Source organism: Pseudomonas oryzicola, assembly GCF_014269185.2.
In the GTDB taxonomy this organism is placed as follows: domain Bacteria; phylum Pseudomonadota; class Gammaproteobacteria; order Pseudomonadales; family Pseudomonadaceae; genus Aquipseudomonas; species Aquipseudomonas oryzicola.
Genome location: NZ_JABWRZ020000001.1, coordinates 1,256,912 through 1,280,846 on the forward strand (window position 1 = coordinate 1,256,912; position 23,935 = coordinate 1,280,846).

General features: G+C 63.9%; 20 protein-coding genes. 8 read left to right on the forward strand and 12 right to left on the reverse strand.

Annotated elements, in window-relative coordinates; all coding sequences use genetic code 11:
* Positions 1–324: 324 nt before the first annotated feature.
* From HU760_RS05720 to ttgA, 3 genes are read right to left on the reverse strand one after another with little or no spacing between them, the layout of a single operon-like run.
* Complete coding sequence (locus HU760_RS05720) at positions 325–1,782, reverse strand: AdeC/AdeK/OprM family multidrug efflux complex outer membrane factor (RefSeq protein WP_186677482.1); 1,458 nt, start codon at positions 1,780–1,782, stop codon at positions 325–327.
* Positions 1,779–4,931, reverse strand: a complete 3,153-nt coding sequence (gene ttgB, locus HU760_RS05725) for a multidrug efflux RND transporter permease subunit TtgB (RefSeq protein ID WP_186677488.1) — start codon at positions 4,929–4,931, stop codon at positions 1,779–1,781. Before ttgB ends, HU760_RS05720 begins: the two co-directional genes overlap by 4 nt.
* Positions 4,932–4,934: 3 nt before the next feature.
* On the reverse strand, positions 4,935–6,089 hold the full coding sequence (ttgA, locus tag HU760_RS05730) for a toluene efflux RND transporter periplasmic adaptor subunit TtgA (protein ID WP_186677496.1): 1,155 nt from the start codon (positions 6,087–6,089) through the stop codon (positions 4,935–4,937).
* 258 nt (positions 6,090–6,347) lie between these two features.
* On the opposite strand from ttgA, the gene ttgR reads away from it, so the two are divergent.
* A complete protein-coding gene (gene ttgR, locus HU760_RS05735) occupies positions 6,348–6,980 on the forward strand; it encodes an efflux transport transcriptional regulator TtgR (RefSeq protein WP_186677509.1) in 633 nt (210 codons plus the stop codon).
* A gap of 68 nt (positions 6,981–7,048) precedes the next feature.
* Here ttgR and HU760_RS05740 read toward each other — a convergent pair whose 3' ends face one another.
* Complete coding sequence (locus HU760_RS05740; protein WP_186677510.1) at positions 7,049–8,500, reverse strand: MDR family MFS transporter; 1,452 nt, start codon at positions 8,498–8,500, stop codon at positions 7,049–7,051.
* Between the two features lie 392 nt (positions 8,501–8,892).
* Here HU760_RS05740 and HU760_RS05745 point away from each other — a divergent pair, with 392 nt between their 5' ends.
* Positions 8,893–9,762, forward strand: a complete 870-nt coding sequence (locus tag HU760_RS05745) for an isocitrate lyase/PEP mutase family protein (RefSeq protein WP_186677511.1) — start codon at positions 8,893–8,895, stop codon at positions 9,760–9,762.
* 23 nt (positions 9,763–9,785) lie between these two features.
* Here HU760_RS05745 and HU760_RS05750 read toward each other — a convergent pair whose 3' ends face one another.
* Positions 9,786–10,691, reverse strand: a complete 906-nt coding sequence (locus HU760_RS05750) for a LysR family transcriptional regulator (protein WP_186677512.1) — start codon at positions 10,689–10,691, stop codon at positions 9,786–9,788.
* Positions 10,692–10,793: 102 nt separating this feature from the next.
* Here HU760_RS05750 and HU760_RS05755 point away from each other — a divergent pair, with 102 nt between their 5' ends.
* The gene (locus HU760_RS05755) at positions 10,794–11,669 is read left to right on the forward strand and encodes an MBL fold metallo-hydrolase (RefSeq protein WP_186677513.1); all 876 of its coding nucleotides are present in this window, start codon (positions 10,794–10,796) and stop codon (positions 11,667–11,669) included.
* 25 nt (positions 11,670–11,694) lie between these two features.
* Positions 11,695–12,306: an NAD(P)-dependent oxidoreductase gene (locus HU760_RS05760; RefSeq protein ID WP_186677514.1), complete on the forward strand. Its 612-nt coding sequence runs from the start codon at positions 11,695–11,697 to the stop codon at positions 12,304–12,306.
* A gap of 97 nt (positions 12,307–12,403) precedes the next feature.
* Here the strand turns inward: HU760_RS05760 and HU760_RS05765 are convergent, their stop codons facing one another.
* A complete protein-coding gene (locus HU760_RS05765) occupies positions 12,404–13,279 on the reverse strand; it encodes a LysR substrate-binding domain-containing protein (RefSeq protein WP_186677516.1) in 876 nt (291 codons plus the stop codon).
* Between the two features lie 114 nt (positions 13,280–13,393).
* Between HU760_RS05765 and HU760_RS05770 the strand changes: the two genes are divergently transcribed.
* Complete coding sequence (locus HU760_RS05770; protein WP_186677518.1) at positions 13,394–15,031, forward strand: 5-guanidino-2-oxopentanoate decarboxylase; 1,638 nt, start codon at positions 13,394–13,396, stop codon at positions 15,029–15,031.
* Positions 15,032–15,149: 118 nt separating this feature from the next.
* Here HU760_RS05770 and HU760_RS05775 read toward each other — a convergent pair whose 3' ends face one another.
* On the reverse strand, positions 15,150–16,070 hold the full coding sequence (locus HU760_RS05775) for an AraC family transcriptional regulator (protein ID WP_186677520.1): 921 nt from the start codon (positions 16,068–16,070) through the stop codon (positions 15,150–15,152).
* Between the two features lie 202 nt (positions 16,071–16,272).
* Between HU760_RS05775 and HU760_RS05780 the strand changes: the two genes are divergently transcribed.
* Positions 16,273–16,566, forward strand: coding sequence for a putative quinol monooxygenase (locus HU760_RS05780; protein WP_186677522.1), 294 nt, complete (start codon positions 16,273–16,275; stop codon positions 16,564–16,566).
* Positions 16,567–16,667: 101 nt separating this feature from the next.
* Positions 16,668–16,901: a hypothetical protein gene (locus tag HU760_RS05785; protein WP_186677525.1), complete on the forward strand. Its 234-nt coding sequence runs from the start codon at positions 16,668–16,670 to the stop codon at positions 16,899–16,901.
* Here HU760_RS05785 and HU760_RS05790 read toward each other — a convergent pair whose 3' ends face one another.
* Positions 16,902–17,507, reverse strand: a complete 606-nt coding sequence (locus HU760_RS05790) for a flavin reductase family protein (RefSeq protein WP_186677527.1) — start codon at positions 17,505–17,507, stop codon at positions 16,902–16,904.
* A gap of 119 nt (positions 17,508–17,626) precedes the next feature.
* Positions 17,627–17,953, reverse strand: coding sequence for a hypothetical protein (locus HU760_RS05795; protein WP_186677529.1), 327 nt, complete (start codon positions 17,951–17,953; stop codon positions 17,627–17,629).
* Between the two features lie 343 nt (positions 17,954–18,296).
* Here HU760_RS05795 and HU760_RS05800 point away from each other — a divergent pair, with 343 nt between their 5' ends.
* On the forward strand, positions 18,297–19,049 hold the full coding sequence (locus HU760_RS05800) for a COG4705 family protein (RefSeq protein WP_186677531.1): 753 nt from the start codon (positions 18,297–18,299) through the stop codon (positions 19,047–19,049).
* An 85-nt stretch (positions 19,050–19,134) separates the two neighbouring features.
* Here HU760_RS05800 and HU760_RS05805 read toward each other — a convergent pair whose 3' ends face one another.
* From HU760_RS05805 to HU760_RS05815, 3 genes are all read right to left on the reverse strand, one after another.
* A complete protein-coding gene (locus HU760_RS05805) occupies positions 19,135–20,454 on the reverse strand; it encodes an MFS transporter (protein WP_186677533.1) in 1,320 nt (439 codons plus the stop codon).
* Positions 20,455–20,731: 277 nt separating this feature from the next.
* Positions 20,732–22,066, reverse strand: a complete 1,335-nt coding sequence (locus tag HU760_RS05810) for a sigma-54-dependent transcriptional regulator (protein WP_186677535.1) — start codon at positions 22,064–22,066, stop codon at positions 20,732–20,734.
* Positions 22,060–23,817, reverse strand: coding sequence for a sensor histidine kinase (locus HU760_RS05815; RefSeq protein WP_186677536.1), 1,758 nt, complete (start codon positions 23,815–23,817; stop codon positions 22,060–22,062). Before HU760_RS05815 ends, HU760_RS05810 begins: the two co-directional genes overlap by 7 nt.
* Between the last annotated feature and the right edge of the window lie 118 nt (positions 23,818–23,935).

The following is a 23,935-nucleotide window of genomic DNA, read 5'->3' on the forward strand; positions in this document are numbered from 1 at the left end:
GTGCTGCAGAGTGCGGCCTGCAGGTGCGGGTCTTGGGGGATGAACCGGGGCAACGTTGCGTGGGGAGGATGGTGCGGGGTGGGGCGGGGGCGAGGCAATTCGCCACAAGCGGAAGCGGGCGATAATCGAACGGAATGTTCCGGCTGGTTAATTATTTTTCCTGTGCTGGCCTCTTCGCGGGCTCGCCCGCTCCCACAGGATCATCACAACCTCGGAAACTGTGGTGGCCCCGTGGGAGCGGGCGAGCCCGCGAAGAGGCCGGTTCAGGCAACACAAAACAAAAAGCCCACCGCGAGGGTGGGCTTGATGCTTTGACAGCTTCAATCAGCTCTTCGGTGCTTCCACCGCTGCCTGCTGGTTGTTGGCCTGCCCGGTCTGCTCGTACCAGCCACCGCCAAGCGCCTTGTACAGGTTGACCTCGCTGGTCAGCTGCGAAAGGCGGTCGCCGATCAGTGCCTGCTGGGCGCTGAACAGGTTGCGCTGGGCGTCGAGGAAGGTCAGGTTGCTGTCGATACCGATACGGTAGCGGCGTTCGGCCAGGCGGTAGTAATCCTGGTTCGCCTGCACCAGGTCGCGTTGCGCCTGCAGCTGCTCTTCGAAGGTCTTGCGCGCCGCCAGGCCATCGGAGACTTCCTGGAAGGCCGTCTGGATGGTTTTCTCGTACTTGGCGACGTTGATGTCCTTCTGGATCTTCGAGTAGTCCAGGCTGGCCTTCAGGCTGCCGGCGTTGAAGATCGGCAGGTTGATCTGCGGCTGGAACAGCCAGGTACCCTGGCCGCCGGAGAACAGGTGACCCATGTCGGGGCTCAGGCTGCCGGCATTGGCGGTCAGGCTGATGCTCGGGAAGAACGCCGCACGGGCCGCGCCGATGTTGGCGTTGGCGGCCTTGAGCAGGTGCTCGGCTTCCTGGATGTCCGGGCGACGCTGGAGGATGTCCGACGGCAGCCCGGCCGGTACTTCGGCCAGCTGGTCGGCATTGAGCTCCAGCGGCTTGGGCAGGTCGGCGGGAATGCCGGTGCCCAGCAGCACGGTCAGGCTGTTGACGTCCTGGGCGACCAGGCGCTGGTATTGCGAATACTTGACCCGGGCGCCTTCCACGGCGGTGCGCGCCTGGCTGACGTCGAGTGCCGAGGCCACGCCGACTTCATTGCTGCGACGGGTGAGGTTGTAGCTTTCCTCGTAGGTCTTCAGCGTTTCTTCGGTCAGCTTGAACAGCGCCTGGTCGGCTTGCCAGGTGTAGTAGGCGTTGGCCACGCTGGCCACCAGGCTGATCTGCGTGGAGCGACGTGCCTGTTCACTGGACAGGTAGGTTTCCAGGGCCTGCTCGGTCAGGCTGCGTACGCGGCCGAACAGGTCCAGCTCATAGGCACTCACGCCCAGGGTGGCCGAGTACTGGCTGCTGATGCCGGCTTCACCGGTCTGCGACATGTTCGCTGGCACCCGTTGGCGGCTGCCGCTGCCGTTGGCGGAAACCGCCGGGAACAGGTCGGCCCGCTGGATGCGGTACTGTGCGCGATAGGCATCGATGTTCAGCGCCGCCACGCGCAGGTCGCGGTTATTCACCAGCGCGGTCTGGATCAGCTGTTGCAGCGCCGGGTCGTGGAAGAACTGGCGCCAGCCCTGTTCCGCGGCGGCAACGTCCGCCGACTGGGTCGGCGAGTAGGCAGGGCCTTGCGGCCACTGCGCGGCCACCGGCGATTCCGGGGTCTGGTAGTCAGGGATCAGCGAGCAGCCGCCGAGAATGAAAGCGGTTACCGCCAGGGACAACAAAGACTTGGTCATTGCCCAGCCTCATAACGTGGAGTTTCAGGGGAGGCGTCCTGTTCCGGCTGTTTGCTGCCGAACAGCGACGACACTGCGACGAAGAACAGCGGTACCCAGAAGATAGCCAGTACGGTTGCGCTGATCATGCCGCCGATCACGCCGGTGCCGATGGCGTGCTGGCTGCCGGCGCCGGCGCCACTGGCGATGGTCAACGGTACCACGCCGAGGATGAACGCCAGCGAGGTCATGATGATCGGGCGCAGACGCATGCGGCATGCCTCGATCGCGGCGTCGTACAGGCTGCGGCCCTGCTCGTGCAATTCCTTGGCGAACTCGACGATCAGAATGGCGTTTTTCGCCGCCAGGCCGATGGTGGTCAACAGGCCGACCAGGAAGTACACGTCATTCGACAACCCGCGCAGGCTGGTGGCGATCAGGGCACCGATGATACCCAACGGTACTACCAGCACCACGGCGATCGGGATCGACCAGCTTTCGTACAGGGCTGCCAGGCACAGGAACACGAACAGTACCGAGAGGGCGAACAGTGCCGGCATCTGCGAACCGGAGAGTTTTTCCTCGTAGGACATGCCGGTCCAGGAGTAGCCGATACCGCCAGGCAGTTCGCCGGCGATGCGCTCGACTTCGGCCATGGCTTCACCGGTACTGTAGCCAGGTGCCGGTGCACCCAGGATTTCCATCGCTTCGACGCCGTTGTAACGCGACAGCTTGGGCGAGCCGTAGGTCCATTCACCCTTGGCGAAGGAGGAGAACGGCACCATCTCGCCTGCGCCATTGCGCACGTACCACTTCTGCAGGTCTTCCGGGCTCATCCGGGCGTTCGGTTCACCCTGGATGTACACCTTCTTGACTCGGCCACGGTCGATGAAGTCATTGACGTAGCTGGCACCCAAGGCGATCGACAAGGTGTTGTTGATGTCGGCGATGGTCACGCCCAGGGCGCTGGCACGTTCGTCATCGATGGTCAGCTGGTACTGCGGCTCGTCGTTCAGGCCGTTCGGGCGCACGGCGCTGAGGACCTTGCTCTGCGCGGCCTTGGCCAGGAACTGGTTGCGTGCTTCCATCAGCTTGGCATGGCCGACACCGCCACGGTCCTGCAGGAATACGTCGAAGCCGGTGGCGTTACCCAGCTCCAGCACCGCAGGCGGGGCGAAGGCGAACACCATCGCATCGCGGAAGGTGAAGAAATGCTGCTGGGCACGCTGGGCCAGGGCGAACACGCTGTTTTCCTTGGAGCGCTCGTCCCACGGCTTGAGCATGATGAATGCCATGCCCGAACTCTGGCCACGGCCTGCGAAGTTGAAACCGTTGACGGTGAACACCGACGCTACGGTGTCGGCTTCCTTCGTCAGCAGGTATTCACGCATCTGGTCGACCACCACCTGGGTGCGCTCGGCACTGGAGCCAGCCGGGGTCTGCACCTGGGCGAACAGTACGCCCTGGTCTTCTTCCGGCAGGAACGCGGTCGGGATGCGGGCGAACAGCCAGATCATGCCGACCACGATCAGTGCATAGGCCAGCAGGAACGGCGCCTTGTTGCGCAGGATGGCACCCACGCTACGCTCGTAGCCGGTAACGCTGCGGTCGAAGTTGCGGTTGAACCAGCCAAAGAAGCCGCGCTTGGCCACATGGTGCTCGCCCTTCTTCAGCGGCTTGAGCATGGTGGCGCACAGGGCCGGGGTGAAAATCAGCGCCACCAGCACCGACAGGCCCATGGCCGAGACGATGGTGATGGAGAACTGCCGGTAGATCACACCGGTGGAACCGCCGAAGAATGCCATGGGCAGCAGTACTGCCGACAGCACAAGGGCGATACCCACCAGGGCGCCCTGGATCTGCTCCATCGAGCGTTTGGTCGCTTCCTTGGGCGGCAAGCCTTCCTCGGACATCACCCGCTCGACGTTTTCCACCACGACGATGGCGTCGTCCACCAGCAGGCCGATGGCCAGGACCATGGCGAACATGGTCAGGGTGTTGATGCTGAAACCCGCTGCGGCCAGGATGCCGAAGGTGCCCAGCAATACCACCGGAACGGTCATGGTGGTGATGATGGTGGCGCGGAAGTTCTGCAGGAACAGGTACATCACCAGGAACACCAGGACCACAGCTTCGATCAGGGTGTGGATCACGCCGCTGATCGACTCGGTGACCACCGGGGTGGTGTCATACGGGAATACCGCTTTCACTCCAGGCGGGAAGAACGGTTCCAGGTCGGCGATGGTCTTGCGCAGGGCCTTGGCGGTGTCCAGGGCGTTGGCGCCGGTGGCCAGCTTTACCGCAAGGCCGGAGGCCGGCTTGCCGTTGAACTGGGCGCTGACTGCATAGTTTTCACCCCCCAGGCCAACCTGGGCGACGTCACCCAGGCGCACCTGCGAGCCGTCGCTGTTGACCTTGAGCAGGATCTTCTCGAACTGCTCGGCAGTCTGCAGGCGGGTCTTGCCGATGATGGTGGCGTTCAGCTGGGTACCTGGCGTTGCAGGCAGGCCGCCGAGCTGGCCGGAGGATACCTGCACGTTCTGCGCGGCCACCGCGGTCTTGACGTCGACCGGGGTCAGCTGGAACTTGTTCAACTTGGCCGGATCGAGCCAGATACGCATGGCGTACTGTGCACCGAACACCTGGAAGTCACCCACACCAGCGGTACGCGAGATCGGGTCCTGCATGTTGGAGACGATGTAGTTGGCCAGGTCGTCCTTGGACATGCTGCCGTCTTCGGACACCAGGCCGATCACCAGCAGGAAGTTCTTCACTGCCTTGGTGACGCGGATACCTTGCTGCTGCACTTCCTGCGGCAGCAGCGGGGTGGCCAGGTTCAGCTTGTTCTGTACCTGCACCTGTGCGGTGTCGGGGTTGGTGCCCTGCTCGAAGGTGGCGGTGATGGTCATGCTGCCGTCGGAGTTGCTTTCCGACGACACATAACGCAGGTGGTCGATACCGTTGAGCTGTTGCTCGATCACCTGCACCACGGTGTCCTGCACGGTTTGCGCCGAGGCGCCCGGGTAGGTCACGGCGATGGCGATGGCCGGCGGCGCGATGCTGGGGTACTGGTTGATCGGCAGCTTCAGGATCGACAAGGCGCCGACCAGCATGATCACCAAGGCGATCACCCAGGCGAAGATCGGGCGATCGATAAAGAACTTCGACATGGTTTACTCCGCTTTGGCGTCTGCTTTCGCCGCGTTGGCCTGAGCAGGGCCGGCGGGCTTCTTGACGTTGGTGGCTTCGGCGACCTTGACTTCAACCCCCGGGCGCACGTACTGCAGCCCTTCGGTGATCAGGCGGTCACCTGGGTTCAGGCCTTCCTCGATCAGCCAGTCGCTGCCCAGGGTACGGTTGGCCTTGAGCTGGCGCAGTTCGACCTTGTTCTGCTGGTTGACCACCAGCGCGGTCGGCGCGCCCTTCAGGTCGCGGGTGACGCCCTGTTGCGGTGCCAGGATGGCGTTGGCGTTGACCCCGGCCTTGAGCCGCGCGTGCACGAACATGCCAGGCAGCAGGGTGTGGTCGGGGTTGGGGAACAGCGCGCGCAGGGTGACCGAGCCGGTGGTTTCATCGACCGCCACTTCGGAGAACTCCAGGCGGCCTTCCTGCTTGAACAGGCTGCCGTCTTCCAGCACCAGTTGCACCGAGGCGGCGTTGTCACCGGCCTTCTGCAACTGGCCGCTTTCCAGGTCACGGCGCAGCTTGAGCAGCTCGGCCGTGGACTGGGTGACGTCGACGTAGATCGGGTCGAGCTGCTGGATGGTCGCCATGGCGTTGGCCTGGCCATTGCTCACCAGCGCACCCTCGGTGAACGCCGAACGGCCGATACGGCCGCTGATCGGTGCCAGCACCTTGGTGTAGCGCAGGTCGATCTGCGCGCTCTTCAGCGAAGCCTCGGCCTGCAATCGTTTGGCATTGGCGTCGTCGTATTCCTGTTTGGACACAGCCTGCTCGTCGATCAGCTGCTTGTAGCGTTCGGCCAGCGAGCGGGTGGCCTGCAGGTTGGCCTGGGCATTGGCCAGGTTGGCTTCGTACACGGCAGGGTCGATCTGGTACAGCTGCTGGCCTTCCTTGACTTCGCTGCCTTCCTTGAACAGGCGCTTGAGAATGATGCCATTGACCTGCGGGCGCACTTCGGCGACGCGGTAGGCACTGGTGCGCCCAGGCAGTTCCGAGGTCAGGGTGAAGGCTTGCGGCTGGATGGTCACGACGCCGACCAGAGGAGCCTGCGCCACAGGCGCTGCTTCTTCTTTCTTGCAGCCACTGAGCAGGGAGGCCAGGGCGACGGCGGAAACCAGAGCGGTAACGGCTGGCTTGAATTGCATGAGGATCCTCGGGGCGCTGGAGCTGGGAGACGCTCAAGAGTAGTGGAAGTGTATTGATCTGGAAAAATTGCTATCCGGTGGATAAATAGCTTGCTAAGGAATATACTTACATTCATGGTTGTTTGTAAATACCGCTGGGTTGTACTCGGGTACTGCCACAGCCCTTGATTAGCTCATCCGAGGTGCACCCTGCAGAGGTGCTCCGGAACATTTACCCGTGCGCGCCAAGCGTTCGGGCCAGACGAGGTTGGTACTGCCATGGTCCGTCGAACCAAAGAGGAAGCCCAGGAAACCCGCGCCCAGATCATCGAGGCGGCGGAAAGGGCCTTCTACAAGCGCGGGGTTGCGCGAACCACCCTGGCCGATATCGCCGAACAGGCGGGTGTGACGCGCGGGGCCATTTACTGGCACTTCAATAACAAGGCCGAGCTGGTGCAGGCGTTGCTCGACAGCGTGCACGAAACCCATGATCACCTGGCGCGAGCGAGCGAAAGCGAGGACGAAGTGGACCCGCTTGGCTGCATGCGCAAGCTGTTGCTGCAAGTGTTCAACGAGTTGGTGCTGGATGCCCGAACCCGGCGTATCAATGAAATCCTGCATCACAAGTGCGAGTTCACCGATGACATGTGTGAAATTCGCCAGCAGCGCCAGGCTGCGGTGCTGGATTGCCACAAGGGCATCACCCTGGCGTTGGCCAATGCCGTGCGCCGCGGGCAGTTGCCAGGCGAGCTGGATGTCGAGCGCGCGGCGGTGGCCATGTTTGCCTATGCCGATGGCCTGATCGGGCGCTGGCTGTTGCTGCCTGACAGTTTCGACCTGTTGAAAGATGTCGAGAAATGGGTCGACACCGGGCTGGATATGCTGCGCTTGAGCCCGGCGCTGCGCAAATGACACTTTGTTAAGGATTGTTAGGGAGTGTTTCCTCTTTGTATTAAGAGGAGATTAATGCTGCGGCCCCTTCAGCGGCCTCGCAGCTGCCGGTCTGGCAATGCCAATGCTGCAAACAGTCCCAGCACAGCCACCCCGGCACTCCCCATCAACAGCTGCCGGAACGTTTCCAGCAAGCGCCCCTGCGTCACCAGGTCCACCTCACCGGCCTTCAAACTGCCCAGCAAGGGATTGCCCGGCGACTCGAACCCGCCTTGCTGCAGCAGGGCCAGCAGCAGGCTGGACATGCATGCCACGCCCATGGCCCCGCCCAGCGAGCGGAACAGGTTGGTGGTACTGGTGGCGACACCGATGTCTTCGCTGGCCACCGCGCTTTGCGTGCCCACCAGCGAGGTCGGGAATTGCAGCCCGCAGGCTATACCGGTCAGCAGCATGAACAGCGCGCTGAGCCCGCCCGATTGTGGCGGGGTCAGCGCCATGGCGAAAATGACCACTGGCATCAGCAGCGCACCGGCCAGGATCTGTGGCTTGTAGCGCCCGGTCCGGCTGGTCAGGCGGCCGCCAGAAAAGGCACCCACGGGCAAGCCCATCACCAGCGGTAGCAGATGCAGGGCAGCGCTGTCGGCACCAGCGCCGGTGATGCCCTGGAAGCGCAACGGCATCAGCATGGTCAGCGAGATCGACTGGAAGCTGGCGAAGAAAATGACGCCCCAGCACAGCACTGCCACGCGGTTGCCGAACAGGCTGAGCGGGAGCAGCGGCTCCGGGCAGCGGCGCTCATGGGCGATGAACAGCAGCAGGCCCAGCCCGGCGCAGGCAAACAGGGCCAGTACGGCCGGGTCGGCCCAGGCATGGCCTTGGCCGACCAGGGTGATGCCCAGCAACAGACTGCCCAGGCCGAGAATCAATAGTACGGCGCCGAGGTAGTCCACCTGCGCCTCGCGGCGTTGCGCCGGCATGCCGCCAAGGGCGCGGCGAATTGCCCATAGCGCGACCAGCCCCAGTGGCAGGTTGATCCAGAACACCCAGCGCCACGACAAATACGCAGTCAGCCAGCCACCGAGCACCGGCCCGGCGACGCTCGCCACGGCGTACATGCTGCTGAAATAGCCCTGGTAACGGCCGCGCTCGCGCGGTGGTACGAAGTCACCGATGATCGCCTGGCTCACCGAAACCATGCCACCCGCGCCAATGCCTTGCAGTACTCGGGCCAGCACCAGTTGCGGCATGTCCTGGGCCAGGGCGCAGGCGATGGAGGCCAGGGTGAACAGGCTGATGCCGGTAAGGATCATCCGTCGCCGCCCATACAGGTCACCCAGTTTGCCGTAGATCGGCACGGCCACGGTCATCGCCACCATGTAACCGGAGATGATCCAGGCGAGCAGGCCGACATCGTTGAACTGCGCCGAGATCGCAGGCAGCGAGACGGCGACAATGCTCTGGTCCAGCGCGCCGAGGAAGATCGCCAGCATCAGGGCGGTGAGCACATTGCGCAGGGTGGTGGGGGGCAGGGCGGCGGTCACGGAAATACCTTGTCTGTGTGTGGCGGACTTTGCGCCGTATCTGTGGGAGCGGGTCTTCCTGCGAAAACGCCCACGGATTGTAACCTGAGTTAGGTAGCTTCCTATGTACTATCTGCATCCCCTATGCAAGATCGGCATTGGCGCATTCATCCAGTGCGGCATGGCTGCGTGATATCGTTGGTATGCCACAAAGGCTGAAAACCGCGGCCTGCACCAGCTTGGTGCAACATTTTGCCGCAGCTGTTTCGTGCCTTTGTCTCCCACACCTTTTATTCCTCTGCCTGCATGTCGAGCATGACCGCCCAGATGGCGACGGTTGGAACAGGTCAGGTAGACCCGATACAGGGGTCGGTAGTTACCGTTCGAATTTCACCTTATTTTGCGGAGTGATCATGCCCAAGGCTTCCCATCAAGATCTGCGTTTTGCCTTCCGCGAGCTGCTCGCTTCAGGTGCCTGTTACCACACTGCATCGGTGTTCGACCCGATGTCGGCACGCATTGCCGCAGACCTGGGCTTCGAGGTCGGCATCCTCGGTGGTTCCGTCGCTTCGCTGCAGGTACTGGCTGCGCCGGACTTCGCCCTGATCACCCTCAGCGAATTCGTCGAACAGGCCACCCGTATTGGCCGGGTGGCGCAACTGCCGGTGCTGGCTGACGCTGACCACGGCTACGGTAACGCGCTGAATGTCATGCGCACGGTCATTGAACTGGAACGTGCCGGCGTGGCCGCACTGACCATCGAGGACACCCTGCTGCCAGCGCAATTCGGGCGCAAGTCCACCGACCTGATCCCGGTCGAAGAGGGCGTCGGCAAGATCCGCGCGGCACTGGAGGCGCGGGTCGACTCCTCGCTGTCGATCATTGCCCGGACCAATGCTGGCGTGCTTTCCACCGAAGAGATCATCGTGCGTACCCAGAGCTACCAGAAGGCCGGTGCCGACGGTATCTGCATGGTAGGTGTCAAGGACTTCGAGCAGCTTGAGCAGATTGCCGAGCACCTGACGGTACCGTTGATGCTGGTCAGCTATGGCAACCCGAACCTGCGCGACGACGAGCGCCTGGCGCGCCTTGGGGTACGCATCGTGGTCGATGGCCACGCCGCCTACTTTGCCGCGATCAAGGCCACCTACGATTGCCTGCGCCTGCAGCGTGGCCAGCAGAACAAGTCGGAAAACCTCAGCGCCACCGAACTGTCGCACACCTACACCCAGCCTGAGGACTACATCCGCTGGGCCAAGGAATACATGAGCGTCGAGGAGTGACCGCGCTCACCCTGTAGGGAGCGTTACAGGTCCCTGTCCCATTCCGGCTCGTCGCTGAACCGCTGGACCAGAAAGTCCAGCATGCTGCGCAAGGTCGCCGGCATATGCTTGCGCGAGGTGTACACCGCATTCAGGTTCAGCTCGCGCGGCTTTGCCTCGGGCAGCAGGCGCACCAGCTCGCCCCGGCGCAGGGCCTCGGCGGCCTGATAGGTCGGCAGCATGGCGATGCCAGCGCCGGCCAGTGCCGCCTTTTGCAGGGTCATTGCCTCGTTGGCGCTGATGTTCCCCGCCACCGGCACGGCAACCTGCTGGCCGCCCACCTCGAAATGCCACAGGCTGTGGCCGAAATAGGCATGAGTCAGGCAATTATGTTGGCTCAGTTCCTCGACCCGTTGCGGCGTGCCGTGCTCGCGCAGGTAGGCCGGTGCGGCGCACACTGCCGAGCGGCACACGCTCAGGCGCCGGGCGATCAGGTTGGGGTCCAGGTCGTTGCTGGTGCGGATCGCCAGGTCGATGCGTTCGTCCACTAGGTTGACCGTGCGATCGAGCATCTGCAGTTCTACCTTCACTCCCGGGTAGCGTCGAACGTAGGCAGCGACCGCATCCACCAGCTGGGCCTGGCCGAATGAGGTGCTCACGCTGATGCGCAGCGCGCCTTTCGGTGCGTCGTCCGGCTGCTGCACTGCGGCCTGCAGGTCGCCAGCCAGCTCCAGCAGTTGCCGGCAGCGGGGCAGGGTTTCCTGGCCGGCGGCGGTGAGGCTGAGCCTGCGTGTGGTGCGCTGCATCAGCCGCGCGCCAACCCAGTCTTCCAGCTCTGCCAGGTAGCGCGACACCACTGGCCGGGAAAGCTGCAGATGATCCGCCGCCGCCGACTGGCTGCCAAGGTCGACGACGGTGACGAAAACACGCATGGCGTTGAGGCGGTCCATGATCTGCCCGATTTCAGAAACAAACTATGTGCGAGGATCGCATTTTTTGGCATGGATCGGGCAACTAAGCTGTTGGCATTGTTCATCCGACGAGCGTTTTCGATGCCTCTTTTCACTGCCTTGCGTGGCCTGCTACTGGCCTGCGTTACCCTGGCCGGCCCGGTGCTGGCTGCCGAGCCCCTGCAACTGGAGGTATACAACCCCGGCCATGCCGCGATTTTCCCGGTCAGCTCGGTAATCGTCAGTGGCGAACACGACGCCGTGCTGGTCGATGCCCAGTTCGGCAAGGCCCAGGCCGAGCAGTTGGTGCAACGTTTGCGAGCTGGCGGCAAGCACCTGACCACCATCTACATCAGCCATGGTGACCCGGACTACTACTTTGGCCTGGATACCCTGACTCGGGCCTTCCCCGACGCCAAGGTGCTGGCCTCGGCTGCCACAGTTGCCCATATCCGCCAGACCATGGCGGCCAAACTGGCCTACTGGGGGCCGCAGATGGGCGCGGACAAGCCGGCGCGGCTGGTGCTGCCGCAGGTGCTCGAAGGCGACCGCCTGATGCTGGAGGGGCAGGCCCTCGAGGTGGTTGGCCTGGACGGTCCGCAGCCTGACCGCAGTTTTGTATGGATCCCGTCGATCAAGGCGGTGGTCGGTGGCGTGGTGGTGTCCGAGCACATCCATGTGTGGATGGCCGATACCGCATCGGCCAAGTCGCACGCTGACTGGCTCGCCACCCTGGCGCATATCGAAGCGCTGGCGCCGCGCACGGTCATCCCTGGGCACTACCTTGGGGACAGCAGCCGGTCGCTGGAGGCCGTGCGTTTCACGGCGAACTACATTGGTGATTTCGATGCCGAGACCGCCAAGGCGAAAGATGCCGGTGCGTTGATCGAGGCGATGAAGCAACGTTACCCAGGCCTGGCCGATGAGAGCTCGCTGGTGTTGGGGGCCAAGGTCGCCAAGGGTGAGATGAAGTGGTAATTCCGTAGCGGATGGAGAGTATCCCATGAAGATCGCGATTATTGGTGCCACTGGCCGCGCTGGCAGCCAGTTGCTGGAAGAAGCTTTGCGCCGTGGCCACAGCGTGCTGGCCATCGCCCGTGACCCCTCGCGCTTGCAGGGGCGTGACCGGGTGACCGTCAAGGCGCTTGACGTCAAGGACAGCGCAGCCTTGCAAGTGGCGGTAGCTGGTGTGGATGCAGTATTGAGCGCGGCGCACTTTGCGACCATCGAGCCGCACGCCATCATCGAGCCAGTCAAGCGGGCCGGGGTCAGGCGCCTGCTGGTGGTGGGCGGGGCCGGTAGCCTGTTGCTGCCCTCGGGGCACCGGGTGATCGACAGCGCGGACTTCCCGGAGGCGTACAAGGCCGAGGCCTCGGCCGGGGCGCATTTTCTGCAGGTGTTGCAACGGGAGCCGAACCTGGACTGGACCTTCCTGTCGCCTTCGGCGGAATTCGTCGAGGGTGAGCGCAGCGGGCATTACACGCTGGGCAAGGACCATCTGCTGATCGGTGCGGACGGCAGGAGCTGGATCAGCTTTGCCGATTACGCAATTGCCATGCTCGACGAGCTGGAAAAGCCGCAGCATTCGCGGCAGCGCTTCACAGTCGGCCATTGAGTGGTCCCTTTCGCGGGTAAACCCGCTCCCACAGGTACACACAGGTCTTTAAACCTGCGCAACCCTTGCAGGAGCGGGTTTGCCCGCGCATGGGCCATCACAGGCCGGCCTGGCCCTCCAGCCAATCCAGCAACTCCACCAACCCCGGTGGCAAGCCCTTGGCCTGGCTCACCAGGTAATACCCCTTGCCGGTCATCACCTTGAGCGCAAAAGGCATGCACAGCCGCCCCCCGCGCAAGTCATCGCCGATCAGCGACCAGTCGCCGATGGCCACACCGGTCCCCTGCGCGGCCATGGCCATCGCCATGTCCAGGGTCTCGAAATGCTGTTTTGGCCCCTGACTGGCCAGCGTCACCCCGGCCGCCTGCAACCACAGGCGCCAGTCATGCTCATCCCGCGACGGGTGCAGCAGCATGTGCCGGGCCAGGTCTTCAACCTGCTGCAGCGGCAGCGGCCCCTGGCGCAGCGAAGGTGCACAGACCGGTGTCAGCTGCTCGTCGAACAGCTTGCGCACACGCAGCCCATGGTTCGGTGCATCGCCATAGACCACCGCCGCATCGAAGCCCTCGCGGCGCAAGTCCACCCCATGCTGTACCGTAGTGGTCAGTTCTACCGGCACATCTGGGCGTAGCGCCTGCCATTCCATCAGGCGCGGTAGCAGCCAGCGCATCACGCAGGTGGGCGCCTTGAGCTGCAAGGTGGCGCTGCGCCCCCCCACCTCGCGCACCCCTTGTTCGATCAGAGAGAATACCTGCTGCACCCGTGGCAACCAGTCCTGGCCCTCGCGCGTCAGGCTCAGGCCGCGGGCCTGGCGCTGGAACAGGGCATAACCCAGGTGTTGCTCGAGGGCTGCGATCTGCCGGCTGACAGCACCTTGGGTAATGTGCAACTGCTGCCCGGCGCGGGTGAAATTGCAGTGCTGGGCGGTGACCAGAAAGGTGTGCAGCGCGGGCAGCGGCGGAAGGCGTTTCATTGTGCTTGGCCATGATCCCAGGACATGGCTAGTATGCGTTTTTTTGCATTGTGGGAGTAGCCGTGGCTTGGGTCCAATAAGGCCATAACCCAACAAGATTGACGGTGGACCCCAATGGCAACCTGCGGCGAAGTATTGGTCAAACTCCTTGAAGGCTATGGCGTGGACCATGTCTTCGGCATCCCCGGCGTACATACCGTGGAGCTGTACCGCGGCCTCGCGGGGTCGTCCATCCGCCATATCACTCCGCGCCATGAGCAGGGTGCTGGGTTCATGGCTGATGGCTATGCACGCACCCGTGGCAAGCCCGGGGTGTGCTTCATCATCACTGGCCCGGGCATGACCAACATCACCACCGCCATGGGCCAGGCCTATGCCGACTCGATCCCGATGCTGGTCATTTCCAGCGTGCAGTCCCGCAATCAACTGGGCGGTGGCCGCGGCAAGCTGCACGAGTTGCCGGACCAGGCGGCGCTGGTGGCGGGGGTAGCGGCGTTTTCCCATACCTTGATGAGCGCCGACGACCTGCCCCAGGTGCTGGCGCGGGCCTTCGCCGTGTTCGAAGGGGCCCGGCCGCGGCCGGTGCATATCGAGATCCCGCTCGATGTGCTGGTCGAACCGGCCGAGCACTTGCTGCCCGGGCGTCCGGTGCGTGGCAGCCGGGCAGGGGCAGCGCCGCAGGCGGTGGTGCAGATGGCCGAGCGCCTGGCCAATGCACGGCGGCCACTGATCCTGGCCGGGGGCGGGGCACTGGCTGCGGGTGCTGCGCTGGCACGCCTGGCTGAACACTTGCAGGCCCCGGTGGCACTGACCATCAATGCCAAGGGCTTGCTGCCGTCCCGCCACCCGCTGCAAATCGGCTCGACCCAGTCACTGCCAGCCACGCGGGCACTGGTAGCCGAGGCCGACGTGGTGTTGGCAATCGGCACCGAGCTGGCCGAAACCGACTATGACGTGACCTTCAAGGGTGGCTTCGCGATCCCGGGCAGCCTGCTGCGCGTCGACATCGACCCGGACCAGACCGTGCGTAACTACCTGCCCGAGCTGGCGCTGGTGGCTGATGCCGAACTGGCGGCCGAGGCGTTGCTCGGCGCCTTGCAGGCGCAACCGCAGCCCGTGTGCGAAAGCACCTGGGGGGCTGCCCGCGTGGCCAATCTGCGCCAGGCGCTGGCGGCCGGTTGGGACCAGCCTACCTTGAGCCAGACGCGCCTGTTGCAAGCGATCCTCGAATGTTTGCCGAATGCCGTTCTGGTGGGCGATTCGACCCAGCCGGTGTACACCGGCAACCTGACCCTGGACATGGAGCAGCCACGCCGCTGGTTCAATGCCTCGACCGGCTACGGCACCTTGGGGTATGCCCTGCCGGCGGCCATGGGCGCCTGGTTGGGCAGCGCCGAGCAGCTTGGCGAGCGTGCGCCTGCGGTGTGCCTGATCGGGGATGGTGGTTTGCAGTTCACCTTGCCGGAGCTGGCCAGTGCAGTGGAGGCGCAGGTGCCGCTGATCGTGCTGCTGTGGAATAACCAGGGGTACGAAGAAATCAAGAAGTACATGGTCAACCGTGCCATCGAGCCGGTCGGGGTGGATATCCATACCCCGGATTTCCTTGGCGTGGCCCGGGCACTGGGGGCCGCGGCGGAACATGTGGCCGATGTGGCACAGCTGCAGGCGGCGCTGATGCTGGCGGTGGAGCGCAAGGTGCCGACTCTGATCCAGGTCGATCAGAACCAGTGGCAGGCGGCTGTGCTGGGGTAAAGCAGCGCTGTCGCCTGTACCGGCCTGTTCCTGGGTGAACCCGCTGCCACAGGTTTTTGCACAAAGGCTGAAGGTTGTGCGGTGCCTGTGGGGCAGGCTGGTAGAGGTAACACCGCACTCAGCCGGCCGTGGCTCGCAACCGCGCCACGTCCCGAATCGGTGGCGCGCCATACAGCCGGCTGTATTCCCGGCTGAATTGCGACGGGCTTTCGTAGCCCACCCGATAGGCCGCCACCGCCGCCTCGAGCCCGTCGTTCAGCATCAACCGCCGTGCCTCCTGCAAGCGCAGTTGCTTCTGGTATTGCAACGGGCTCATTGAGGTCACGGCCTTGAACCGGTGGTGCAAGGTCGAGGTGCTGAGGTTGACCACCCGCGCCAGGTCTTCGATGCGCAACGGCAACTGGTAGTTCTGGTTGAGCCAGGTAATGGCCTGGCAAACCCGGTGGGTCTGGCTGTTGGCCAGGGCGATTTCATACAACCGGTAGCCCTGCGGGCCTCGCAACAGGCGGTAGAGAATCTCCCGGCGAAACAGCGGCGCGAGCATGGCGATGTCGCGCGGAGTGTCCAGCAGGCGAATCAGCCGCAGCAGGGCGTCAAGCAAGGCGGCGTCGGTTCTTTCCACGTACAAGCCACGCCCCGAGGGCCGGTTGGGCACCAGCATCGGTCCGCTTTCGGCAATCAGCTGGCTGATCTCGGCCGGGTCCAGGTCCAGGCGCAAGCCCAGGCTGGGGTGCTCGGGGCTGGCATCGAGGCGCACGCCGCTCAGCGGCAAGGTCACTGAAACCACCATGTAGTGCAGCGGGTCGTAGGCGTACTGTTCATCCCCGAGGAACAAGCTCTTGCTACCTTGGGCAAGGATGCACAGGGCGGGTTGCGCCAGGGTTGGCACCGAGCGGACATTCTCGGTATAGCGCACCAGGTACAGGTCATCGATGGCCGAGGCCGGGCCGTAGGGCTCGCCGGCGTGGCGGCGGATCAGCTCGGCCAGCTCCTGGCGTTGCAGTTCCAGGGTGGGATCGATGGACGTGGCGATGGTCATGATGGCTTTCCTCTGCTGACCGACGCAGCATAGGTTTGGGCAATGGCGGGCGCTAGTCGAAAGCTGCACGCCGATTGCCTGATCCTGCCGCGCTGCAGGATCAGGCAATCGCCAGGCAGTATTGGCCTAACGCGTCGCGTGGGGCAGCCCCTAACCTTGGCAGCCTGGCTTTTCCGTCCGCCTGCTTCAAGGAGATTGTGCAATGACCCCGACACGACCGGTCACCCACCTTGCTTTCATCCGTGCCAGCAGCGGGCGCTCGGCAGAACTGGGCGCACGCCTGCGTGACCTGCTCGAACCCTCGCTGCGGGCACCGGGTTGCCTGAGTTTCACCGTACAGCGGTCGCAGGCCGATACCGACCTGTGGCTGCTCAGTGGGAGCTGGCAGGACCAGCAGGCAATGAGCGGGTACTTTGCTTCGCCGACGCTGGAGGTGTTTGGTGAGCTGGTACAGGCTCAGGTAGTCAGCAGCCTTGACCTGCATACCTTTGATTGAGGTGTCGCTTGTACTGGCCCTATTGCCGGCTTGCCGGCGATGGGGCCGTACAAGCGAATAAGGTAGAATGCCGGCCCTCGATAAACCAGTCGGATAGCAACATGGCACGTAGAGAATTCCCGCATTTCGAAGCGGTTTCGGCGATGGTCCCGGTGGAAGGCGGCGGTTACAACGCTGCCATTGCGGTCAAGGCCCTGGGCATGGGCGGCGCGCCGCGCTTTCACAAGGTGCTCGACGGCCAGGTGTTCAAGGGCGCCGTGGCCGCCGACGAAGCGGCCACGGCCGAGCTGCAACGCCTGCAGGGCGTCAGCGATGAAGGCGAACTGATCTGGTGATCAGGCCGGTGGCCGGGCCATCTTGAACAGGTTGCCCAGTTCGAAATAGTCCGCCGGGCCACCGCCACGCAGGATCGGTTCGGCGGCAGCGGTATCGTAGATGCCGTTGTTCAACAGGTGCTCGGCAATGTGCACCGCCACCACTTCACCGAGGATCAACCAGCTGGGCACCAGTTCCTGGTCGGCCCGCTTGAGCTGGACGATCTGGCTGACCTTGCACTCGAAGGCCACCGGCGTTTCGCCGACCCGTGGCACGCTGACGATGCGCGACGGCGTGGCGGTGAGGCCGCTCAATTCGAATTCGTTGACCTCGGCGGCAACCGGCGCACAGCTCTGGTTCATCTGCACGGCCAATGGGCGGGTGGCCAGGTTCCAGACGAATTCGCCAGTCTGCTCGATGTTGTTCAGGCTGTCTTTGCGCCCGACGCTGCAGAAGCCGATGATCGGTGGAATGTAGTTGAAGGCGTTGAAAAAGCTGTAGGGCGCCAGGTTCAGGCGGCCTTCGCGGTCCTGTGAGGAAATCCAGCCGATAGGGCGGGGGCCGACGATGGCGTTGAACGGGTCGTGGGGCAGGCCGTGGCCTTTGGCGGGTTCGTAGTAGTACATCTGTGCTGGGCTTGCTGGCCCTACCTCCTGGTGGACAAGACGCCTAGTGTGCCAAGCCTGTGTCCGCCTGCAAATGATCAAGCCCGGCCGAAGCCGGGCTGGTAGCGCGCATCAGTGGATCAGCTGATGCGGTGGGCGTCGGTGCGGTCGAAACCATCTTCGGCGAAGCGCTGGCCGCCAGTACGGTCGAAGCCATCTTCGGCGAAGCGCTGGCTGCCGGTGCGATCGTAGCCGTCTTCAGCGAAGCGCTGGCTGCCGGTGCGGTCGTAGCCGTCTTCAGCGAAGCGCTGGCTGCCAGTGCGGTCGTAGCCATCTTCAGCGTAGGTAGCGGATTGGCTCTGTACCGCTGTGAAGGTGCTGGCCTTGGTGCGGCTGTAGCCATCTTCAGCGAAAGCACCAGCAGCGAAAACCGAGAGGGCCAGGGTGAGGATCAGTTTGTTTTTCATGGTCGTTGCTCCAGTGGGTTTGAAGGTTGTTTGTTTCTATGGGTTTGATGCTACGCCGATTAATTAGATTAAAAAGCGCAAAAAATAGCGCTTAAAAATCTATTTTATAGATATGTCTGCATGCGTCTATCGCTGATCCCTGGCGTGGTGCTGCCCGAGATCCCCTGTTTCACACAGGCAATCGATTACCAGCCATTGCAGCTTGGAGGGGAGGAATTAATAGGGTGTTAAGAATGAAAAATAAGTCATGAATGACCGATGAACGCATTTTTCATTTATCGCCAACCGTTTTTTCAGACGCTGCTCAGCACCATCGCCGCACTTCATAAGGAGCGGCACAATAATGAACAAACTTCCGCAAATCACCTTGGCCTTCTGGGTCATGAAGATCTGCGCTACCACGCTTGGGGAAACCGCGGGTGACTTGCTGTCGATGACGTTGAACATCGGCTATGCACTCAGCTCGCTGCTGCTGATCAGCGTGTTCCTGCTGACCTTGCTTGGCCAGCTGTATTCGCGCCGCTACCACCCACTGCTGTACTGGCTGGTGATCCTCTCCACCAGTACCGCCGGTACCACCATGTCCGACTTCATGGACCGCACCCTGGGCCTGGGCTATGCCGCGGGTTCGGCCCTGCTCATCGGCATTTTGCTGCTGACCTTCCTGGCCTGGCGCCTGAGTGGCAACCCGCTGGATGTCACGCGCATCAAGAACCGTGCGGGCGAGCTGTTCTACTGGGTGGCAATACTGTTTTCCAACACCCTGGGCACTGCCTTGGGCGATTACCTGGCAGACGACTCGGGGTTAGGCTTTGCCGGCGGCGCCTTGCTGATTGGCAGCACTATCGCCCTGGTGGTGGTGGCCCGCTACTGGACGCGCATCCCCGGTGTGGTGCTGTTCTGGGTAGCGTTCGTGCTCACTCGTCCGTTCGGTGCAACGCTCGGTGATTTCCTCACCAAATCGCCTGCAAAGGGCGGCCTCGGCTTCGGCACGGTCGGTTCTTCGGCGGTGTTGGGCGGGGTGTTGCTGATACTGGTGCTGATGGCCACCTGGTACCAGCGCCGTGAACCGCGCCAGGCATTGGAAATGTCCTGACGGGGTGGTGTGCTTGCGTGCGTAGTGAATGAACAAAGGGCGCCCCGAAAACGGTGCGCCCTTCTTCATTTCGGCAAGCTCACACTCACTCGGTAGTAATCCGCGAGTGCTGCTTGGTGTCCTTCATGGTTGCGTACACCAGCAGCGAGCAGGCGATGCAGGCGGTGACATACCAGTAGAAGCCGCTTTCCATGCCAATGCTCTTGAACCACAGGGCCACGTATTCGGCGGTGCCGCCGAAGATCGACACGGTCAGGGCGTACGGCAGGCCCACGCCCAAGGCGCGGATTTCGGTGGGGAACAGCTCGGCCTTGACCACGGCGTTGATCGAGGTGTAGCCGCTGACGATGATCAGCGCGGCCATGATCAGGAAGAACGCGCCCCACCAGGTCTGGATGGTGTGCAGGGTACTGAGGATCGGTACGGTGAACAGGGTACCGAGTACCCCGAAGGCGATCAGGATCGGACGCCGGCCGATCTTGTCGGACAGGCCACCGATTACCGGCTGCAGGCACATGAACAGGAACAGCGTGGCGGCCGAGATGGTGGTCGAGTCGCTGATGCTCATGCCCACGGTGTTGACCAGGTACTTCTGCATGTAGGTGGTGTAGGTGTAGAACGCCAGGGTGCCGCCCATGGTCAGGCCGACCACGGTCAGCAGTTCCTTGGGATGGCGCAGCAGGGTGCGCATCAGGCTTTCCTTGGCCTTTGCCTTCTTGGTGAAGGAGGCGGTTTCCTCCATGCCGCGACGCAGGTACAGGGCCACCACGGCGCACAGCGCACCGATCACGAAGGGTACGCGCCAGCCCCAGGCATACAGCTGCTCGGTGGTCAGGGTCTGTTGCAGGACGATCAGTACCGCCAGGGCAATCAGCTGGCCGGAGATCAGCGTCACATACTGGAAGCTGGAGAAGAAGCCGCGGCGGTCCTTGCTGGCCATTTCGCTGAGGTAGGTGGCTGAGGTGCCGTATTCACCGCCCACCGACAGGCCCTGCATCAGACGGGCGATGACCAGCAGGATCGGCGCGGCGACGCCGATGGTTTCATAGCCCGGGGTCAGGGCGATGACCAGGGAGCCAGCGCACATCAGCAGCACCGAGGCCATCAGCGCGGCCTTGCGGCCTTTGCGGTCGGCGTACAGGCCCATCAGCCAGCCACCGATCGGACGCATGAGGAAGCCCACGGCGAAGATCGCGGCAGTGTTGAGCAATTGTGCGGTGGAGTCGCCGGCCGGGAAGAAGGCCTTGGCGAAGTACAGCGAGAATGCTGCGTAGACGTACCAGTCGTACCATTCGACCATGTTGCCGATGGACCCGCTGAAGATCGACTTCAGGCGGCTGGCGGTGGTTTTTTCCGCGGCGGGCGCAGTGGCCGCCCCGGCGGGCAGGGTGGTGGCGTTATCCATCAGGGATACCTTCTCGTTGTTTTTGTGGAGCTCGCCGAGGCGCAGCTTGCACAGGCAATTGCAGAAGGTGTGCCAAACAGGTGCACCATGTTCCAGATGGGGGCGCCTGGCGCCCTTCGCGGGCCCGCCCGCTCCCACAGGGACTGCGTCACGCTTGAGCGCGCGTATTTTCTCTGTGGGAGCGGGCGTGCCCGCGAAGGGCTGCGACACAGCCCCCAGAAACCTCCCGGTGAGCGGTTTTTTGCTTACTCACTGAGCCTGATAGGCGGATTTCCGCTCATCCCCGCCCGACAAAGTCCTCGCGGACCAACCCGTGCCGCTGCATCTTCTCGTTAAGCGTGCGCCGAGGCAGTTGCAAGGCTTCCATCACAGCCTTGATTTCACCCCCATGCTGGCGCAGTGCCGCCCGCAGGCATTGCGCCTCGAATGCCTCCATCTGCCCGCTCAGTGACTGCCCGGCCGGTGCCACCTCAAGGTCCGGCGAGCCCAGCCCCAGGGCGTGGCGTTCCGCCGCGTTGGCCAGTTCGCGCACGTTGCCCGGCCAATCATGCACCAGCAGCTGTGCCAGCTGGCTGCCCGACAGGGGAGGAGCCGCACGGCCGATCTTTTCCGCGGCGGCGTGGGCAAAGTGTTCGAACAGCAGTGGAATATCCTCACGCCGTTCACGCAGCGGCGCCAGGCGCAGCTCGGCCACGTTCAGGCGATAGGCGAGGTCTTCACGGAAACGCCCGGCGCGGGCTTCTTCGAGCAGGTCGGGCTTGGTCGCGGCAATGATGCGCAGGTCGACGGCAATGCTCTGGTTGGCCCCCAGCCGCTCCAGCTTCTGCTCCTGGATCACCCGCAACAGTTTGGCCTGCTGTGCCAGTGGCATGCTCTCGATTTCGTCGAGGAATACCGTGCCACCGTTGGCATATTCCAGCTTGCCGATGCGCTTGCCCTGGGCGCCGGTGAAGGCGCCGCTTTCATGGCCGAACAGCTCGGCCTCGAACAGCGATTCGGGGATGGCCGCGCAGTTGAGGGCGACGAACGGTTTACCCGCGCGCGGGCCAAAATCGTGCAGGCAGCGGGCCACACGTTCCTTGCCACTGCCGGTTTCGCCACGGATCAGCACATTCACCGGCAGGCTGGCCAGGTCCAGTACTTGTCGGCGCAGCTGTTGCAGGCCTTGGGACATACCCAGCAGCGTGCCTTCCAGGCGCGACTTGAGATCGGCCTGCTCGTGCAGCCTGCGGTTTTCCAGCACCAGCTGGCGCTTCTCCAGGGCGCGGCGCAGGCTGCCCAGCAGATGCTGCGGGGTGAAGGGCTTTTCCAGGAAGTCGTAGGCGCCGCTGCGCATGGCTTCCACCGCCATGGGCACGTCGCCATGCCCGGTCAGCAGGATCACCGGCAGGTCAGGGTCGTCTGCGTGCAGGCGTTCGAGCAGTTGCAGGCCATCCATGCCAGGCATGCGCACGTCGCTGATGATGACCCCGGGGAAATGCCGGGGCAGGTGTGCCAGGCATTCTTCGGCGCGGGCGAACAGCTGTACGCTGAAGCCGGACAGGCTCAGCCATTGCTCGACCGCAGTACGGATGCTGGCTTCATCATCGACAACGATCACCGAATTCAACATACAGGCTCCAGATCACGGGGCAGGGTAAGGCTGAGGCGCGCGCCGCCGGGCAGGTTTTCGGCCTGCAGCTGGCCACCGGCCTCGTGGACGATGCCATAGGAAATGGCCAGGCCCAGCCCCAGGCCTTCGCCTACCGGCTTGGTGGTGAAGAACGGGTCGAAGACCTTGGCCAGGTTGGCCTGGTCAATGCCGCCCCCCGAATCCAGCACGCTCAGGCGCCATAATTCGCCGTCGGGCTCGATGCGGATCTCCAGGCGTTTGTAGCGCTTGTCGGCCATGGCGTCGAGCGCATTGCGCAACAGGTTGATCAGCACCTGCTCCAGGCGAATGGCATCACCGCGTACCCAGGCCGGGCGCGCGAGGTACAGGGCTACGTCCACCGCTTCGCTGCGCATGCGCGCTTCCAGCAGGTGCAGGGCCTGGTCGACCACGCTGGCCAGGTCGAGGCGCTCGCGCAGGCCGACCGGGCTGTTGCGGGCGAAGGTTTTCAGGTGGCCGGTGAGCGCAGCCATGCGCGTGAGCATCTGCTCCAGCGGTTCCAGGGCTTGGCGCGCTTCGTCGTAGCGGCCGTGATCAAGCAGCAGGCGCAGGGTTTCCAGTTGCATGCGCTGGGTGGTCAGCGGCTGGTTGATCTCGTGGGCCATGGCCGCCGACATCTGCCCCAGCGCGGCCAGCTTGGCCGACTGTACCAGGCCCTCCTGGGCCGTGCGCAGTTCGCGGGTGCGTTCTTCGACCTGGCGCTTGAGCTCTTCGCGGCTGCGCTGGCGCAGGCGGGCCAGGCGCAGGCGCTGGCTGAGGAACAGCGCGGCGAAGACCAGGCTCAGCCACACGGCGGCGGCGGCCAGGGCCGCATTACGGCCGTCGGCCACGACCTGTGGCTTGCGCAGCAGGTGCAAGGTCCAGGCTTCACTGCCCAACGGCAGGCTTTCCCACAGGTATTCACCAGTGCCGGCCGGGCCGTGCACACGGCTGAGGGTGCTGTTTTCGGCAAAGCGGGTCAGCACCTCGTGCTGCAGCGGCACCAGCGGTTGCTTGTCGTACTGACGGGTTTCGGCCAGCTCGGCGCGGTCGGCGCCGCTGAGCGGCTGCAGCTCGCGGTAGCGCCAGCCGTCCTGGTTGGCGATGAAGGTAATGCCGCGGGCGTCGCTGACCAGCAGGATGTCGCTGCCCTGGCGCCACTCGCGTTCCAGTTCGGGAAACTCCAGCTTCACCACCATCGCGCCGAGGAACTGGCCACGCTCGTCGTTCACGGCGCTGGCAAGGAAGTAGCCCGGTACCCCGCTGGTCACCCCGACGGCGTAGAAGCGGCCACTGCCCTGGCTGCGGGCTTGCTTGAAGTAGGGCCGGAAGCCGTAGTTGGAGCCGACGTAGCTGCTGGGCAGGCGCCAGTTGCTGGCGGCGATGGCCAGGCCGGTGCGGTCGAGCAGTTCGAGGGTGGAGGAGTTGGCTGCACCGTTGATGCGCTCGAGCTTGCGGTTCAGGGCGTCCTGCAGCGGTTCGCTGACCGGGCCCTGCAGGGCGGCGATCAGTTCCGGGTCCAGCGCCAGCACGGCGGGCAGGGCGCGGTAACGGTCAATCAGGGTGTGCAACGCATTGGCGTACAGGCCCAGCTGCTGGCTGGCGCGCCGCGCGTCGTCTGCCATGGCCTGGCGCTTGGCCTGGTGCATGGCCCAGCCGGCGCTGAGCGCGGTGCCCAGCACGATCAGCAGGGTGATCAGCCCCAGACGCAGGGCGCGAAAGGAAAAGGGCATGGGAGGCGGATCCGGGTGATTGGGATATCGGGGCCATCCGCTCGTGGGCTGGCCCGCTCCCACAGGTACTGCACAGGTCCATTGGGCTGTGAGGCCCCTGTGGGAGCGGGCCAGCCCG